This is a genomic window from Haloarcula sp. MBLA0138, from assembly GCF_055632455.1.
The window spans coordinates 399,995-414,856 of record NZ_CM145746.1; the positions used below are offsets into that span (position 1 = coordinate 399,995).

Annotated in this window: 14 protein-coding genes; 9 read left to right on the forward strand and 5 right to left on the reverse strand. The window is 70.5% G+C overall.

Annotated elements, in window-relative coordinates; translation table 11 throughout:
- Positions 1-14: 14 nt before the first annotated feature.
- Positions 15-1,364 (reverse strand): 7,8-didemethyl-8-hydroxy-5-deazariboflavin synthase subunit CofH, encoded by a 1,350-nt coding sequence (gene cofH, locus ACV7JO_RS02020; protein ID WP_470354674.1) that lies wholly within the window; start codon positions 1,362-1,364, stop codon positions 15-17.
- Positions 1,365-1,536: 172 nt separating this feature from the next.
- Between cofH and ACV7JO_RS02025 the strand changes: the two genes are divergently transcribed.
- Both ACV7JO_RS02025 and ACV7JO_RS02030 read left to right on the forward strand, forming a co-directional pair.
- Entirely contained in the window at positions 1,537-2,430 is an 894-nt protein-coding gene (locus tag ACV7JO_RS02025; RefSeq protein ID WP_470354675.1) for an NAD+ synthase, read from the forward strand.
- Positions 2,431-2,466: 36 nt separating this feature from the next.
- The gene (locus ACV7JO_RS02030; RefSeq protein WP_470354676.1) at positions 2,467-3,501 is read left to right on the forward strand and encodes a phosphoribosylaminoimidazolesuccinocarboxamide synthase; all 1,035 of its coding nucleotides are present in this window, start codon (positions 2,467-2,469) and stop codon (positions 3,499-3,501) included.
- Between the two features lie 71 nt (positions 3,502-3,572).
- On the opposite strand, the gene ACV7JO_RS02035 is transcribed toward ACV7JO_RS02030, so the two are convergent.
- Positions 3,573-4,538 carry a formyltetrahydrofolate deformylase gene (locus ACV7JO_RS02035; RefSeq protein WP_470354677.1) on the reverse strand — a complete coding sequence of 322 codons (966 nt, stop codon included), beginning with the start codon at positions 4,536-4,538 and terminating at the stop codon, positions 3,573-3,575.
- A 121-nt stretch (positions 4,539-4,659) separates the two neighbouring features.
- Here ACV7JO_RS02035 and ACV7JO_RS02040 point away from each other — a divergent pair, with 121 nt between their 5' ends.
- Genes ACV7JO_RS02040 through purQ form a run of 4 tightly spaced genes read left to right on the forward strand, consistent with a single transcriptional unit; the run spans position 4,660 to position 7,218 of the window.
- Entirely contained in the window at positions 4,660-5,553 is an 894-nt protein-coding gene (locus tag ACV7JO_RS02040) for a GAF domain-containing protein (protein ID WP_470354678.1), read from the forward strand.
- On the forward strand, positions 5,550-6,197 hold the full coding sequence (locus tag ACV7JO_RS02045) for a DUF7504 family protein (protein ID WP_470354679.1): 648 nt from the start codon (positions 5,550-5,552) through the stop codon (positions 6,195-6,197). Before ACV7JO_RS02040 ends, ACV7JO_RS02045 begins: the two co-directional genes overlap by 4 nt.
- A gap of 39 nt (positions 6,198-6,236) precedes the next feature.
- Positions 6,237-6,491: a phosphoribosylformylglycinamidine synthase subunit PurS gene (purS, locus tag ACV7JO_RS02050; protein WP_470354680.1), complete on the forward strand. Its 255-nt coding sequence runs from the start codon at positions 6,237-6,239 to the stop codon at positions 6,489-6,491.
- A gap of 49 nt (positions 6,492-6,540) precedes the next feature.
- Positions 6,541-7,218, forward strand: a complete 678-nt coding sequence (purQ, locus tag ACV7JO_RS02055) for a phosphoribosylformylglycinamidine synthase I (protein ID WP_470354681.1) — start codon at positions 6,541-6,543, stop codon at positions 7,216-7,218.
- Between the two features lie 223 nt (positions 7,219-7,441).
- On the opposite strand, the gene ACV7JO_RS02060 is transcribed toward purQ, so the two are convergent.
- From ACV7JO_RS02060 to ACV7JO_RS02070, 3 genes are read right to left on the reverse strand one after another with little or no spacing between them, the layout of a single operon-like run.
- On the reverse strand, positions 7,442-8,518 hold the full coding sequence (locus ACV7JO_RS02060) for an archaeosine biosynthesis radical SAM protein RaSEA (protein ID WP_470354682.1): 1,077 nt from the start codon (positions 8,516-8,518) through the stop codon (positions 7,442-7,444).
- Positions 8,519-8,556: 38 nt separating this feature from the next.
- Positions 8,557-9,924, reverse strand: a complete 1,368-nt coding sequence (locus ACV7JO_RS02065; protein ID WP_470354683.1) for an outer membrane protein assembly factor BamB family protein — start codon at positions 9,922-9,924, stop codon at positions 8,557-8,559.
- A 41-nt stretch (positions 9,925-9,965) separates the two neighbouring features.
- The gene (locus tag ACV7JO_RS02070) at positions 9,966-10,325 is read right to left on the reverse strand and encodes a VanZ family protein (RefSeq protein WP_470354684.1); all 360 of its coding nucleotides are present in this window, start codon (positions 10,323-10,325) and stop codon (positions 9,966-9,968) included.
- 137 nt (positions 10,326-10,462) lie between these two features.
- Between ACV7JO_RS02070 and ACV7JO_RS02075 the strand changes: the two genes are divergently transcribed.
- From ACV7JO_RS02075 to ACV7JO_RS02085, 3 genes are all read left to right on the forward strand, one after another.
- Positions 10,463-11,917, forward strand: coding sequence for an SLC13 family permease (locus ACV7JO_RS02075; protein WP_470354685.1), 1,455 nt, complete (start codon positions 10,463-10,465; stop codon positions 11,915-11,917).
- A 111-nt stretch (positions 11,918-12,028) separates the two neighbouring features.
- Positions 12,029-12,679: a helix-turn-helix domain-containing protein gene (locus tag ACV7JO_RS02080; RefSeq protein ID WP_470355741.1), complete on the forward strand. Its 651-nt coding sequence runs from the start codon at positions 12,029-12,031 to the stop codon at positions 12,677-12,679.
- A 128-nt stretch (positions 12,680-12,807) separates the two neighbouring features.
- Positions 12,808-14,733, forward strand: a complete 1,926-nt coding sequence (locus ACV7JO_RS02085; RefSeq protein WP_470354686.1) for an ABC transporter substrate-binding protein — start codon at positions 12,808-12,810, stop codon at positions 14,731-14,733.
- Positions 14,734-14,862 lie beyond the last annotated feature (129 nt).

Genomic DNA, 14,862 nt, shown 5'->3' on the forward strand with positions numbered 1-14,862 from the left:
CGGACGGTCGGCCCTCACTCCAGCAGCGGCGTTCCGTCGGCCCGCGGGCCCAGCGTCGGCCCGAGAACGTCCGCCTCGGGGTCGACGACCCGGCGCTGTTCGTAGTCCGTCGAGCGCTCGACCGGCGTGCGCCCGATGGCCCGAATCATGTCGCTGTACTCCTGTACCGAGCGGAACTCGCCGTGGTCGCCGCCGGCCCGCTTGGTTATCTCCTCGGAGAGGATGGTCCCCATGAAGTCGTCGGCCCCGCAGGTGAGCATCTTCAGGCCGCGGGCGTCGCCGTACTTCACCCACGAGGACTGGATGTGGGTGACGTTGTCGAGGAACAGCCGCGAGACGGCTATCATCAGTTCGTCCTCGTCGGGGCTCGCGCCGCCCTCGACCAGCCCCCGCTCGTACAGCGGCGTCGCCTCGTGGACGAACGATAGCGGGACGAACTCCGTTATCGCGCCGGTGCGGTCCTGTAGCTCCCGGACGCGAGCGAGGTGTTCGGCCCGGTGGCGGTCGTTCTCGACGTGGCCGTACATGATGGTCGCCGTCAGGTCCAGCCCGACGCTCGCGGCGGCGGTCATCGCGTCCAGCCACTCGCCGGTCCCTATCTTCCCCGGGCAGATGACCTCGCGCACCTCGTCGACGAGAATCTCGGCGGCGGTGCCGGGGACGCTGTCGAGGCCGGCCGCCGAGAGCCGTTCGAACACCTCCTCGTAGCTCCAGTCGGTACCCCGGCGGGCGTGGTAGGCCTCCTCGGGCGTCATCGAGTGGACGTGGACGCCGTCGACGCTCATGGCCCGCAACTGCTCGCAGTAGGTGCCGGGGTCGGTGTCGTACTCGGCGGCCGGCCGGTAGTTCAGGTCCGCCTGCTCGCTGGCGGCGAGTATCTCGCGGTGGTCGGCGTCGAGCGCCAGCGCCGGGTGGAGCCCGGACACTGAGCACACCTCGTAGATGCCGCGCTCGACGGCGTTCCGGACGATTTCGCGGGACTCCGGGGGCGTCTTCGTGAACCCGCCGTGGTCCTGCTGGTAGTCGCTGCGGAACTGCTCGGAGCGGTCCTTGAAGTTACAGAACTGACAGCCCGTGTTGCAGGCCGTCGTCACGTTGTTGTTGAGGTTGGCGACGAAGGTGACCTCGTCGCCGACGACCTCGGCCCGGCGGCGGTCGGCGGCCTCCAAGACCTGTTCTTTCCGGCGCTGGTCGATGCCCGCGCGGTCGGTGCCGGTCGAGAGGAGTTCGACCCCGTCCGCGACGGTCAGGCGCTCGCCGTCGCGGGCCTTCGCCAGCGCGTTCTCGAACGACTGGTCCGTCGTCGGCCGGCGTTCGAAATCGAACTCGCCGGCCGGCGACGCCCGGTCGAGGGGGTCAGCCATTGCCACACCGAACGGTCAGGACGGCCAAAAGCGTGTGGGTCGGCGGGTGGCCGTCGCGGGAGCGGCGCGGTCGCACGGCTACCGACCGACGTACCAACACACTAGCCCTCCTCGGAATCACGTAAGGTGTTTAAGGGGTAGCGGTAAGTGTGGCAACTCCCTCGCTCGGCCCATGACCGGAAACGCAGACGCACGCCCCGCCGACCGTCCCGACCTATTGTCCCGTGCGGACGCGGCGGCCGTCGAATCGACGCTGACCGCGTTCCTCGAAGACCGGGTCCGCGCCGCCGACGCCGACGGCGTGGTCGTCCCGATGAGCGGCGGCCTCGACTCGTCGGTGGCTGCCGTCCTCGCCGCCGAGGCCCTCGGCAGCGACCGCGTCCTCGGTCTCGCGCTCCCGTGTCACAAGACCGACGCGACGGCCGCCGCCGAGGCCGCCGCGGTCGCCGAGGCCCTCGACATCCGGTTCGACCGGGTCCACCTACGCCCGCTCGTCCAGCAGTTCGAGCAGTCCGTGCGGCCGTCGCTGGACCCCGAGGCCGGCGACGGGGCGGTCCCGACGCCGGACCGGGCACTGGGAAACGTCGTCGACCGGTTCCGGATGACCTGCGCGTACTACGCCGCCAACCGGACGAACTCGCTCGTCGTCGGGACCGCGAACCGCTCGGAGCTGTTGCTGGGCTACGTGACGAAACACGGCGACGCCGGCGCGGACTGCTTCCCGCTGGGGGAGCTCTACAAGACCGAGGTGCGGACGCTGGCCCGCGGCCTCGGCCTCCCCGACGTGGTGGTCGAGTCGACGCCGACCGCCGGACACTACCCCGGTCAGACCGACGCCGATGACCTCGGCGCGCCCTACGACCGCATCGACCCGTTCCTCCGCCGGGTCGTCGACGAGGGCATCGCCGTCGACGCGGCCGCCGAGGCCGCCGGACTCGACGCGGCGACGGCCGACCGCCTCGCGGAGATGTGCCGGGAGACGGTCCACAAGCGGGCCCGCCCGCCCACGCCCGACCGCACCGACCGAGCGCGCCGCCCGGTCGCGGCGTGGCGCGGCGGCGAGTGAGAAACGTCTTTGTCCCCCGCGGGGAACTCGCCGACAATGACGAGCGTGAAGAACTTCCGCGTGGACGAGCCCGCGACGGCCGACCGGCTGGGCCGTGGCGCGTTCGCCTTTACCGACGCCTACTCGGTGTTCGACTGGGGGCAGATGCCCGACCGGATTCCGGACAAGGGAGCGTCGCTGTGCGCGATGGGCGCGTTCAACTTCCAGCTGTTAGAGGAGAACCACATCCCGACCCACTACGAGGGCGTCCGCGTCGACGGCCACGACGGGACCCTCGATCTGGGCGAGGCGCTGTCGACCGGCGCGGTCCCCGAGGAGATGGTCATCGAACTGACCCAAGTCCCGGACCTGCCGTTCGCCGACGGGGCCTACGACTACGACGCCTACCACGCCGCGGCCGGCGAGAACTACCTGATTCCGCTGGAGATAGTCTTCCGGAACCGCGTCCCCGTCGGCTCGTCGCTGCGGAGCCGCACCGACCCCGCGGACCACGGGCTGGACTACGACGAGTGGCCCGACGAGGTCGTCGACCTCCCGGAGCCAGTCGTGGAGTTCTCCACGAAGTACGAGGAGCAGGACCGCTACCTCGACCGCGCGGCGGCCGACCGCATCGCCGGTGCGGCCGACATCGACCGGCTGGCGGAGGTCGCCCGCGCCGTCGACCACGTCGTCACGCGTCAGGCCGAGGACGCCGGGCTGGTCCACGAGGACGGCAAGATAGAGTGTCTCTACTACGAGGGCGAGATTCGAGTCGCCGACGTGGTCGGCACGTTCGACGAGAACCGCTTCTCCTACGACGGCCAGCAGGTCTCGAAGGAGGTCATCCGCCAGTACCACAAGCGCACCCAGCCCGCGTGGGTCGAGGCCGTCGGCGAGGCCAAGCGCGCGGCGACCGAGCGCGGCGTCGCCGACTGGAAGTCCCTGTGTGACCGCTCGCCCGAACCGCTGGACGAGTCGGTCGTCGAGGCCGCCCGCGACCTCTACTGCGCCGGGACGAACGCCTACGTCGACGGCGAGGTGTTCGACGCGCCCGCGCTGGCGACGGCCGTCGAGGCCGTGCGGGACCTCTGAGCGGCGGCCGAACACGGACAGCCGACCGACGACCGCGGAAAAGCGCGGCGGTGCGTCGGCCAACGGCGGCGCTACTCGCCCTGTTCGGCGACGAACTCCCCGAGCCCGTCGATGGGGCGGTCGGGGTTCTCGCGGTCGAGGTCCTCGGGCGCGCCCAACTGCGCGTCCGTGTTCTCCGGGTCCCGGAGCTTCGTCCGGCCGCGGTGGACCGTCACCTCGTCGTCAAGGTGGAGCTTGATGGCCTCGATGAGCGCCTCGGCTTCGAGGGGCTGGCCCAGCTGTTGGAGCTCTTCCTCGGTGGCGTCGTCGGGGACGTTGAACGCCCGCTGGGTGATGATGGGGCCCTGGTCGAGGTCGGTCGTGACGTAGTGGGCGGTGACGCCGGCGATGCGGACGCCCTCCTCGATGGCCTGCATGTACGCCGACGCGCCGGGGAAGGCGGGCAACAGGGACGGGTGGACGTTGATGATGCGGCTCTCGTAGCGAAAGACCACGTCCGGCGAGAGGATGCGCATGTACCGGGCCAGCGCGATGAGGTCGACGTTGTACTCCGCGAGAAGGTCGAGCAGGCGCTCCTCGTCGGGGGTGCCCTTCTCGTCCCCGATGTCGTGGAAGGGCACGTCGTACTTCTCGGCCAGCGGTTCGAGGTCGTCGTGGTTCCCGATGACCACGTCGATGTCGGCCCCGAGGTCGCCGTTGGCCCACGCCTCGAACAGCGCTTCCAGACAGTGCGATTCCTTGGTGACGAGGACGGCGATGGACTGGGTCTCGCGGTCGGCGGGGAACCGGACCTGCACGTCGACGCCCAGTTCGTCGCCCAACTCGTGGAGGTCCTCCCGAAGTTTCTCCTCGGTCGTCACCATCTCGGCGGTGTCGACGTGCATGGTCATCCGGAAGACCCCCTCCCGGACCGCTTGGTCGAGGTCCTCGATGTTGATGCTGCGCTCGAACAGGAGCGAGGTGACTTCGGCGATGAGACCCGTATCGTCGTCGCCGACGACGGTAATCTCGGTCAGGCCGCGGGTCACGCCCGCCACCTCGACGCGTCTCGACGGTTCATTTGGCGTCTGTTCGACGGGAGCGATGCAAAAGCCTTCGTTTTCGGGAGGCGGCCGCTACGGACAGCAGAGTTTTGTGTCCCTGTACGTATGTACTGGTGTGCCTACCGATTCGCCCACGGTCGTCTGTGCGGACCCCGACGAGGACGAGTGCGCGGCGACGGCGGCGGCACTGGAGGAGGCGGGACTTGCCACCGTCTCGGCGGCCTCGGTCGCCGACGTGGACGCGGCCCTCGACGCCGACACCGACTGCGTCGTGACGGCGTCTTCCTTCCCCGACGGCGACGGTTTCGACGTGGTCGACGCCGCGCGGTCGGTCGCGCCCGACTGCGCCGTCGTCCTCTACACCGAGACTTCGCCGGCGGCGCTCCCCCGGGGCGGCACCGACCAAGTCGTCGAGTACGTGCCGCGGTCGGTGCCGGCTTCCCGGAACCGCGTCGTCGATGTCGCGTCGCTGGCCGCCGCCGAGAGGACCCAAGCGGCCTACCCGATTCCCGAGGACGAACCCGAGCGCGTCGCCGCCGTCGAGTCCTACGACGTGGCCTCGCTGGCGGCCACCGAGACGTTCGACCGCCTGACCGCGCTGATGACGGCCCACTTCGACATCGCCGTGGCGTTCGTCGGTCTGCTCGACGAGCACGAGGAGCGCTTCGTCGCCTGCGAGGGCGCGAACTGGCGGACGCTGGCCCGCGAGGACAGCATCTGCACCTACACCGTCCTCACGGACGACGTGATGGTCGTCGAGGACACGCACGAGGACCCGCGGTTCAGCGCCAACGACCGCCTCGACGAACTCGACATCCGGTCGTACGCCGGCGTCCGCCTCACCGACGACTCCGACAGCGCCATCGGTGCGGTCTGCTGTATCGACGACGAACCCCGCTCGTACACGCGGGCCGAACTGGACGACCTCGAACGGTTCGGGGCCGAAGTCGAGGAGCAACTCCGTCTGCGCCGTCGGCTCACGGCCGCCGAGGAGGGGGATGCCGAATGAGTACACAGCAAGACGCCTACCGGTTCGACGGGACGCCGCTGTCGCCGGTCGAACCGGGGACGAACCTGCTGGTCACCGGGCCGATACTGGGCGGGACACGGGAAGTGGCCCTGCGCCTGCTGCTGGCCGACGGTGACGACGGCGTGGTCGTCGTCACGACGGACACGACGGCGAGCCAGACGCTCGCCGACTGCGAGGCCTACGGCGACGTGGCCGGCGGGCGCGTCTGCGTCGTCGCCGCCGGCGGCGAGAGCGACGACCTCGGCGACCACGTCTCGACGGTGCCGACGCCGGGCGACCTGACGGGTATCGGCATCGAGTACTCCGGGCAGTACGAGCAGGTGTACGCCCGCGGGTACGACCACGTCCGGACGGGCATCCACACGCTGACCCCGATGCTGGTCTACGCCGACGACGTCCGCCCGGTGTTTCGCTTCGTCAACACCGTCACCGGCCGGGTCCGCTCGGCCGACGGTATCGGCGTCTGCGTCCTCGACCCCGACGCCCACGACGAGCGGCTCGTCGGCACCATCGCCCAGCCCTTCGACGGCCGCGTCGCCGTCCGCGAGACCGACGACGGGCCGGAGGTTCGCGTGACGGGGCTGGCCGACCAGCCCGACGAGTGGACCGCCCTCGACACGTAAACACAAGCGTTTTCTCCGGTGCCCGCCCGCTTGCCAGTAATGACCGCCTACACCGCGACCGTCACCGTCCGGCTCAAACGCGGGGTCCTCGACCCCGAGGCCGAGACCACCCAGCGCTCGCTGGAACGGCTGGGCTTCGAACTGGCGGACCTCCGGTCGGCCGACGTCTTCGAACTCGACCTCGACGCCGAGAGCGTCGACGCCGCCGCCGCCCGGGCCGACGAGATGGCCGAGCGACTGCTGGCGAACCCGACCATCCACGACTACGACGTGGAGGTCGAACGGGCCGAATGAGCGCCGCCACACCGACGCCAGCGCTTGGTTCCCGCGCGGGGTGGTCGGCGTGACCGTCGCCGTCGTCCAGTTCGGTGGCTCGAACTGCGACCGGGACTCCGTCCGGGCGCTGGACACGCTGGGGTTCGATGCCGAACTCGTCTGGCACGAGGACGGCCTGCCCGACGACGCCGACGGCGTCATGCTGCCCGGCGGGTTCTCCTACGGTGACTACCTCCGGGCCGGCGCGATGGCCGCCCGCTCGCCCGTCATGGACGAGGTGCGCGCGGCCGCCGCCGACGGGACGCCGGTCCTCGGGGTGTGCAACGGCGCGCAGATCGGCTGTGAGTCGTCGCTGACCCCCGGCGCGTTCACGACCAACGAGAGCGCCCGCTTCCAGTGCGAACACGTCCACCTCCGGGTCGAGAACGCGGACACGCCGTGGACGCGGAGCTACGACGAGGGCGAGGTCGTCGAACTCCCCATCGCCCACGGCGAGGGCCGCTACGAGATCGCCGACGACCGCCTCGCCGAACTGGAGGCCGACGACCGCGTCCTGTTCACGTACTGCGACGCCGACGGCGAGGTCACGCCCGAGGCCAACCCCAACGGCTCGAAACACGCCGTCGCCGGCGTCACCGGCGAGGCCGACCACGTCGCCGTGATGATGCCCCACCCCGAGCGGGCGTCGCTCGACGACCTCGGGCGCACCGACGGGACGGGGGTCCTCGAAGGGTTCGCGGAGTAACGTCGCCGCTTTTCGCCGTCTTCACCACCGACAGCGTCGCCGCTCACCGGTATGCCAAAGGGTAGGATGGGAGTGGGACCGACGGAGCGTGTGACAGGTTCCGAGGTCCCTACACGTGGGTATGGGTTGGGGACACTAAAGGGCCAGCCTACCGGAGTGAAAGTGAAAGTGGTCGGTCGGACCGTCGGCCGGAGCGCCCGGCGCTACGGGTTGGCGACGCCCCTCAGCGGGCCAGCGGCAGCGAGTAACTCGTCTCGCGGTCGAGTACGGCCTCCCACGTCCGCTCGCACTCGCAGTCGACCTGCTCGAAGACGGTGGGGTCCTGTCGCAGGTCGAAGTCCTTGATGGCCCGCTGGACGGTGTCGTCGCAGTCGCCGCAGTTGTGCGGGCCGCGGTCGCTCCCGTGGCCGACGGGGTCCGAGACGACGATGACGTCCTCGTCGGCGGTCGATTCGAGCACTTCCGCGACCGACCAGAGCCACGGCGGCCGGTAGCCGCCGTCGTGGTACAGCTCCTCGACCATCGTGTAGCGCTGGACGTTGCAGGGGTTCATCGAGACGGTGTGACAGCCGTCGACGCCGGCACAGCGCCGGACGGAGCGTTTCATGTCCGCGACGGCCTCGGACTCCGAGAGGAAGGGGGGTTTCAGCAGGAGGTACGCCTTCACGCCCGCGCCGGCCGCTCGGGACTCGGCACAGGCCGCCTCGAAGTCGGCGAACTCGAAGTACTTGTTGACGCAGTCGCGGCGCACGCGGTCGGTGGCCGTCTCCAGCCCGACGGCCACGTCGGTCTCCAGTCCGGCGTCGACGAAGTCGGCGACGCGCTCGCGCTCGACGAAGTCGGGCAGGGACTCGACGACGATGCGCTCGCGGTCGGCGAACGTCTCGGCGACGGCCTGCCGAGTCCGGGCGGGCACCTCGCGCTCGTCGAGGAAGCTCCCGGAGGTGTATATCTTCACGAGGCCGCTCTCGCCGTCGGCGTTCTCGGCCTCGTGGTCGAGGCAGTGCCGAATCTGGGCCATGAGGTCCTCGTGAGCGACTTCGCCGCCCTCGACGGACTCGGCGACGTAGCCACACATCGTACAGCCGCCGGCGCGGGCCCACCGGCAGCCGCCGGTGTTGAGGATGATGGTGAGGCTCTGGTAGACGCCGTCGGGCGTGTTGTCCTCGTCTATCCACACCCGCGTCGGCTCGCGGGGGTCGTAGCTCGCGTCGTTGCGCGACCGCACCTCCCGCATCACCGCGTTGTGGGCGTCCATGCCCTTGTCCCGCTCGTAGACCTCCGGACTGGGCTTGCTCATTACGCCGGCGTAGCCGACGGGCGCGTATATCGGCTTCGTTAGCCCGGCCGGTCGAACGCCAGCAGCCGGCCGCCCACGGCCGCGTAGGCCCGCCCGCCGACGCCGGCCACGTCGAAGACGGTATCGGTCGGCCGGTAGACGGCGGTCGCCTCGCCCGACCGGTCGTCGACGGCGAACAGGCTGGTGAAGTCGGCGGCCTCGGGCGTGATGGCCTCGGCGACGACCGTCCCGTCGGTCGCGGCGGCCGGCCAGCCGTTGTTCGAGGGCGTCTCGTAGCGGAACCGCCGGCCGCCGCCGGGCACGTCGAAGGCGTCGACGGCGTCGGCCCCCACCCCGGCGCGGGCGTACAGCGTCTCGCCGTCGGGGGCCAGCAGGGGCCACTGCCCGTAGCCGTCGACCTGCCAGCGGACGGTGCCGTCGGCGTCGTAGGCGACCGTCGCCTCGCCCAGCGCGTACAGGCGGTCGCCGGCGGCGAGAAACGAGTCGACGGGGCGCTCGTCGCGCCACCGAACCGCCCCGTCGGAGTCGAGCGCGCGGAGCCGCGACCCGTCACCGGCCGCGGTCGCGGCGACGACCCCGTCGCCGACCGGACACAGCGCCCGCGGCTCGCCCGCCTCGACGCGCCAGCGCTCGGTCCCGTCGGTGTCGAGGCCGACCACGCGGTCGCGTGCGCCCACTGCCACGCCGCCAGCGTAGGTGGTCGCGGCCGTGACCCCGGTGTAGCTCCGCCCCCAGCGAACGTCTCCGTTCGCGGCGTCGACGCCGTAGAGGACCGTCGTCAGCGGCTCGTCGGGCGTGTCGTGGGTGCTGTCGGGGACGAAAAACTCCCGCCCGCCGACGACGACGGTGTCGTCCCGGACGCCGGCGACGGCGAGTTCCCGCTCGCGGCGCAGCGACCACCGCTTCGCGCCCGTCTCGGCGTCCAGCGCGTGCAGCGCGCTCCACTCGAACTCCGAGACGCGCCCCGTGACGACGTACAGCGTCCCGTCGGCGGCGGTGACGCTCCACTTGTCCCGTGCGTTCGTCTGCGAGAGGTGCGACCCGGTGACGCCGTCGCCGTCCAGTTCCGTCCGCCAGCCGAACCCCTCGCGCTCCGGTTCGACCGCCGCGACGGCCGACCGCGCGCCGTCGTCGCTCGTCGTCGCGTAGAGGTCCGTCCCGTCCCGGGTCAGCGCCAGCAGGTTCCCGAGGTCAGTGTCGGCGGTCCACGCCGGCTCCCACGTCGGGGGCCCGTTCGTGGGCGTCTCCGTCGCCGTTTCGCCGGTGTCGGTCACCGTTTCGTCGTTGTCCGTCGCCGACGCGCTCCCAGTCGCCCGGTCGGTTGCGGTCCCGCCGTCGCCGGCGCAGCCGGCGAGAGCGGCCAGCCCGGTGCCGGCGGCGGCGAGGAACCGTCTGCGAGAGGGCATACCGGCCCTCTCGCGGCCGACACAAAGGGCCTTCTGCACGCTCAGTCGCGGTTTGAGCGACCGACGAGCAGCCACGCGCCCGCGACCACCGCCCCGGCGGCGTTGGCAGCGAGGTCGGCGAGGCTGGGCGTCCGCGTCGGAACAGCTGCCTGTGCGACCTCGATGCCGGCCCCGTAGGTCACCGCCGCTGTGGCCGCCGCCGCGACCGTTCCCGCGCCGGCGCGTCGGCCCCGCACGAGCGCAGCGGTCAGCGCTGCGTAGCCGACGACGTGGGCGAGGAGGTCGGGCCGTACGGGCAGCGCCGACCCGCCGCCGGTCGGGACCGGTACCAGCGAGGCGACGAGCAGGAGCGCCGCCGCGGCCAGCGCCGGCGCGTTTCGCCGGGCGAACGCGTCGTCCATACCGCGTGCAGGTGCGGTGGGCGGATAAGCGAGACGGTCGCCGCGACACGGGGCCGGTTCACCACTGACGGGACCGACAGGGGGCAACGGTTACACGCTCCACCAGATACTTGCCCGCCACCGGCGAGGCAGGGGTAATGGGCGACCGGACCGGTCCCACGGCGCGACTCTCGGCGGTGTTCCCGGAACCGGCGGTCGTCGGCCTCCTCGCCGCCGTTCTCCTCCTCGTCGGCGGCGTCGCGCTCCCGCCCCCCTCGGGCCTGTCGTCGGCCGGTCAGCGGGCGCTCGCGGTGTTTCTCGCCGCCGTCGTCCTCTGGCTGTCGAAGCCGGTTCCCTACGCCGTCTCCAGCCTGCTCGCCGTGACGCTGCTGTACGCGCTGGGGACCGTCGACGGCTTCGCGGCGGCGGCGACCGGCTACGCCTCGACGCTGGTCTTCTTCCTGCTGGCGCTGCTGTTGCTGGGCAACGCCGTCGCCGAGGTCGGTCTCGACCGGCAGCTGGCCCGGCGGCTGCTCTCGGCCGAGAGTACGCCCCGGCGGACGCTCGGTTCCGTCGCGGCCAGCGTGCTGGCGCTGGCGCTCGTCATGCCCTCGGCGATGGCCCGCGCGGTGACGTTCGTCCCCATCGTGAAACAGCTGACCGACGGCTTCGGACTGCCGGAGGGAAGCGGGTTCGAGCGGGCCGCGTTCTTCCTGCTTGGACACGTCAACCCCATCGCGTCGATGGCGCTGATGACCGGCGGCGGGATGGCGCTGGTCACCTCCGGCATCGTCGACGCGACTGTCCGGCCCGTGACGTGGGTCGAGTGGGCGGTGCTGATGCTCCCGCCGACGGTGGTCCTGTACGCACTGGCCGCGCTGGCGGCGGCCGCGCTCTCGTCGGTCGAGACGACGCCGACCGTCGGCGGGGCCGCCGACTCCGACGCCAGCGAGGCCGCGCCGCTGGTGACCGACGGCGACGGGACGCCGCCGCTGACGCGGGACCAGCGGGTCGTCGGCCTCGTCACGCTCGGTGCCGTCGTCGGCTGGGTCGTCGGGTCGTTCGTCGGCGTCCCGACGGTGTTACCGGCGGTACTCGCGGTGACGGCGCTGTCCCTGCCCCGCGTCGGCGTCGTCACTTCGGAGGCCGTCGGGTCGGTGAGTTGGGGCATCGTCCTCCTCATCGGCGCGATGCTGTCGATACTCGACGCCCTGCGGGCGACCGGGGCCGTCGACTACGTCGTCGACCTGCTCACCGCCGCGGTCCCGTTCGCGGCGCTGGCCCACTGGCAGGTCGTCGCCGTGTTGCTCGCCATCGCCGTCGGCGTCCGCGTCCTGTTCTCGACCGGGTCCGCGGCCATCGTCGTCGCGCTCCCCATCGTGCTGGAGTTCGGCGATGTCTTCGAGGTGAACCGGCTCTACCTCGCCTTGGCCGTGTTGCTCGTCGTCGGGTCGACGACGGTCCTCCCGTTCAACACGACTGCCGTGTTGGTGTCGATGGACCGTGGCCCGCTGTCACACCGCGACGTGCTGACCTTCGGGCTGGTGGCGATGGCGCTTTCGGCCGCCGTCGCCGCCGGCGCGTGGACGCTCTACTGGCCGCTCGTGGCCTGACAGCGGCTCCCCGTCGGAGAGCCGTGAGACATTTATACGCGAGCGGGGTCTTGGCGACACGGAGGGACAGCCATCTTACGCGTCGAGTTCACGACGATGCCGACCGGTGTGATGGAGAAGCTCTACCGGCGGCTGTCGGCGGTCCGGAGCATCGAGCTCGACAACGCCTTCTACGTCGAGGACGGGACGTGGATAGAATCCCTGACCGTCGCGGCCGGCGAGTCCTTCGACGTGGCGGCGACGCTCGACGACGTCTCGGGCGTCTCGCTGTTTTACACCAGCGAGATACCGACGGCCTCGACGGACGTGGACATCCAGCGCATCACCGTCCTCGCGACCGAGTCGTACCCGTTCATCCTCGGACTGGTCCTCCGACAGGAGGCCATCCCGAACCGCATCGTCCTGCAGGAGGGTGGCTTCGAGGTCGTGACGACCACGCGGGACTGGGACCAGTTCCGCTCGCTGGCCGACGAGATACAGGCCACGCTCGGCGAGTTCGAACTGCTGTCGGTGACACAAACCGAGGAGCCCGGCGAACCGCTCGACAGCGGTCGGTTGACCGAGGTCCTCGTCTCGAAGCTCACCGCGGACCAACTGGAGATACTGGAGACGGCGTACAACCGGGGCTACTTCGACGTGCCCCGCGAGACGTCCGAGACCGAACTGGCCGAGGCGCTCGGGGTGGCGCAGTCGACGGTCAGCGAGCGGCTCCGGACGGCCGAGCGGACGCTCCTCGAACTCATCTACGGACCGCGGTCGTAACGAACGAGGAGATATCCTCACGGACGTTCTAAACTTTTCCGTGATAGCCGACCCGACTTAAAGTTCGATAGGTATCGGCGCGGATAGGGAGTAGAACGATTCCAGATAGCCCGGAATATGGGGGCGGGATGACCCGGAAAGATAATGATGGATTCGAGAACGGAACCGGTCGACGACTGACCCGGCGGGGGTACCTCGCCGCGACGGCGGCGACGCTCGGGACGAGCGCCCTCGCGGGTTGTGGCGGCGGCGGTGACGGCGGCGGCGGTGGCGGCGAGAGCCTGACGCCGAACGCCCCCTCGGGCACGCCCGAGACCGTCGAGACGCAGTACTGGCGCGACTGGGAGACCATCGACGCCGACTCGCCGCCGCTCGACTACAGCGCGACGGCCGGTGCGGTGCTGGACCCGCTCCCCGTCGAGTTCTCCAGCGAGGACGACCCGTGGATGCGCGAACACGCGCTGATGGTCCAGCGCGGTCTGAACGACCTCGGCATCGGCGTCGAACTCAACGACCGTCCGCTGAACCAGCTGTACGCCCAGAGTTGGGCGACGAAGGGGATGGAGGCCGTTGTCTCGATGAGTACTCACGGGCCGGACCCCCAGCGCGGGCTCGACCCCAACCCGCTGTTGATGCGCCGGACCGCGGGCAGCCTCTCGAACTACGACAACTACTACCACCCCGAGCTACAGGAGGTCCTGACAGAGCAGGCTCGGACCACCGACCGGGCCGAGCGCGAGGAACTCGTCGACCGCGCACAGGAGATATTCACCGAGGACGTGGGCGCACTCATCACGCTGTTCCCCGACGTCATCACGGCGGTCAACACCGAGAAGTGGAGCGGCTACGTCGAGACCCCGGGCAACGGCCCGACGAAGGACTCGTTCGTCTGGTCCGAGGTCAACCTCCAGCCCGAGACCGACGACCGGACCTACGTCAAGGGCGTCACCACGTCGATGAACTCCCTGAACCTCCCGTGGGCCGCCGGCGGCGCGGAGGCGAAACGCCTGACGTTCGTCTACGACGGCCTGTTCGACGCGACGCCGGACCTCGACGTGGTGCCGGCCCTCGCCACTGGTGGCGGCTTCGTCGACGACACGACCGTCGAACTCACGCTCCGCGAGGGCGTCGAGTGGCACGACGGCGAGCCCTTCACCGCCGAGGACGTGAAGTTCACCGTCGAGCTGTATCAAGAGTACTCCTCGACCAGTCAGGTCCCCTTCTACGAGCCCATCGAGTCGGTCGAGGTGCTGGGCGACCACGAGGTCCGCTTCAACCTCACGGGTCCCGACGCGGCGTTCATGACCCAGCGGGTGGTCCGCAGCGTCATCATCCCGAAACACACGTGGGAGGACGTCGACGACCCCTCCCAGCACAACCCGGACGCCCCGGTCGGTACCGGTCCCTTCCAGTTCGAGAACTGGGAACAGGGGACCCGCTTCGAGGTGTCGCGCAACGAGGGCCACTGGATGTTCGACGACGACTGGCGGGCCGACGCGCTGGGCGACCACGCCGAACGTGGCGAGGGCGTCGAGGGAGTTATCTGGATAAACGTCGGGAACATCGACTCGATGATCGGGTCGCTACAGGGCGGCGAGATAGACGCCGTCGGGACGACGCTCTCGAACGGACAGGCCGACCGTGCCGCGAGCGCCGGGAGCGTCGAGAAGATGTCGACCGGCAACTTCGCGCCGCTGGACACGAAGCTGATGTTCTCCTGCCCGCTGGTGCGGGACAAGGAGTTCCGCGTCGCGCTGGCGAAGGCCGTCGACGCGCAGGGCTTCGCCGAGGGCGTCCTGCAGGGCCGGGCGACCGTCCCCAGCGGCGAGAACCCCATCTCCGACCTCACGCAGTGGCACACCCCCGAGACGACCGACTACGAGTTCGACATCGAGGGCGCGAAGAGCATCCTCCGACAGGCCGGCTACACGTTCGACGGGAACGACAACCTCCGCTTCCCCAACGGCGAGGCGTGGGGGGCGTTCGTCGAGCGCGTCCAGCCCGAGAACACCCACATGCGCCGGTCGGAGCTCGACCAGCCCGACTTCTCGTGAGGACACGGACGATGTACACCGACACCACGACCGACCGACGCCCGAACGGGCGGCAGGCACGCGAGCGGGGGCGGCCCGGGACGACCGGCCGTACTCACGCCGCCGTGCCCGTCGCTTCGCCCGCGTGTA

Bases quoted from the DNA above. Each gene is read 5' to 3' on its own strand.
- ACV7JO_RS02045 (WP_470354679.1), top strand. From the start codon at position 5,550: ATGAGTACACAGCAAGACGCCTACCGGTTCGACGGGACGCCGCTGTCG.
- ACV7JO_RS02060 (WP_470354682.1), bottom strand. From the start codon at position 8,518: ATGAGCAAGCCCAGTCCGGAGGTCTACGAGCGGGACAAGGGCATGGAC.
- ACV7JO_RS02070 (WP_470354684.1), bottom strand. From the start codon at position 10,325: ATGGACGACGCGTTCGCCCGGCGAAACGCGCCGGCGCTGGCCGCGGCG.
- ACV7JO_RS02075 (WP_470354685.1), top strand. From the start codon at position 10,463: ATGGGCGACCGGACCGGTCCCACGGCGCGACTCTCGGCGGTGTTCCCG.
- cofH (WP_470354674.1), bottom strand. From the start codon at position 1,364: ATGGCTGACCCCCTCGACCGGGCGTCGCCGGCCGGCGAGTTCGATTTC.
- ACV7JO_RS02025 (WP_470354675.1), top strand. From the start codon at position 1,537: ATGACCGGAAACGCAGACGCACGCCCCGCCGACCGTCCCGACCTATTG.
- ACV7JO_RS02080 (WP_470355741.1), top strand. From the start codon at position 12,029: ATGGAGAAGCTCTACCGGCGGCTGTCGGCGGTCCGGAGCATCGAGCTC.
- ACV7JO_RS02085 (WP_470354686.1), top strand. From the start codon at position 12,808: ATGACCCGGAAAGATAATGATGGATTCGAGAACGGAACCGGTCGACGA.
- purS (WP_470354680.1), top strand. From the start codon at position 6,237: ATGACCGCCTACACCGCGACCGTCACCGTCCGGCTCAAACGCGGGGTC.
- ACV7JO_RS02065 (WP_470354683.1), bottom strand. From the start codon at position 9,924: ATGCCCTCTCGCAGACGGTTCCTCGCCGCCGCCGGCACCGGGCTGGCC.
- ACV7JO_RS02030 (WP_470354676.1), top strand. From the start codon at position 2,467: ATGACGAGCGTGAAGAACTTCCGCGTGGACGAGCCCGCGACGGCCGAC.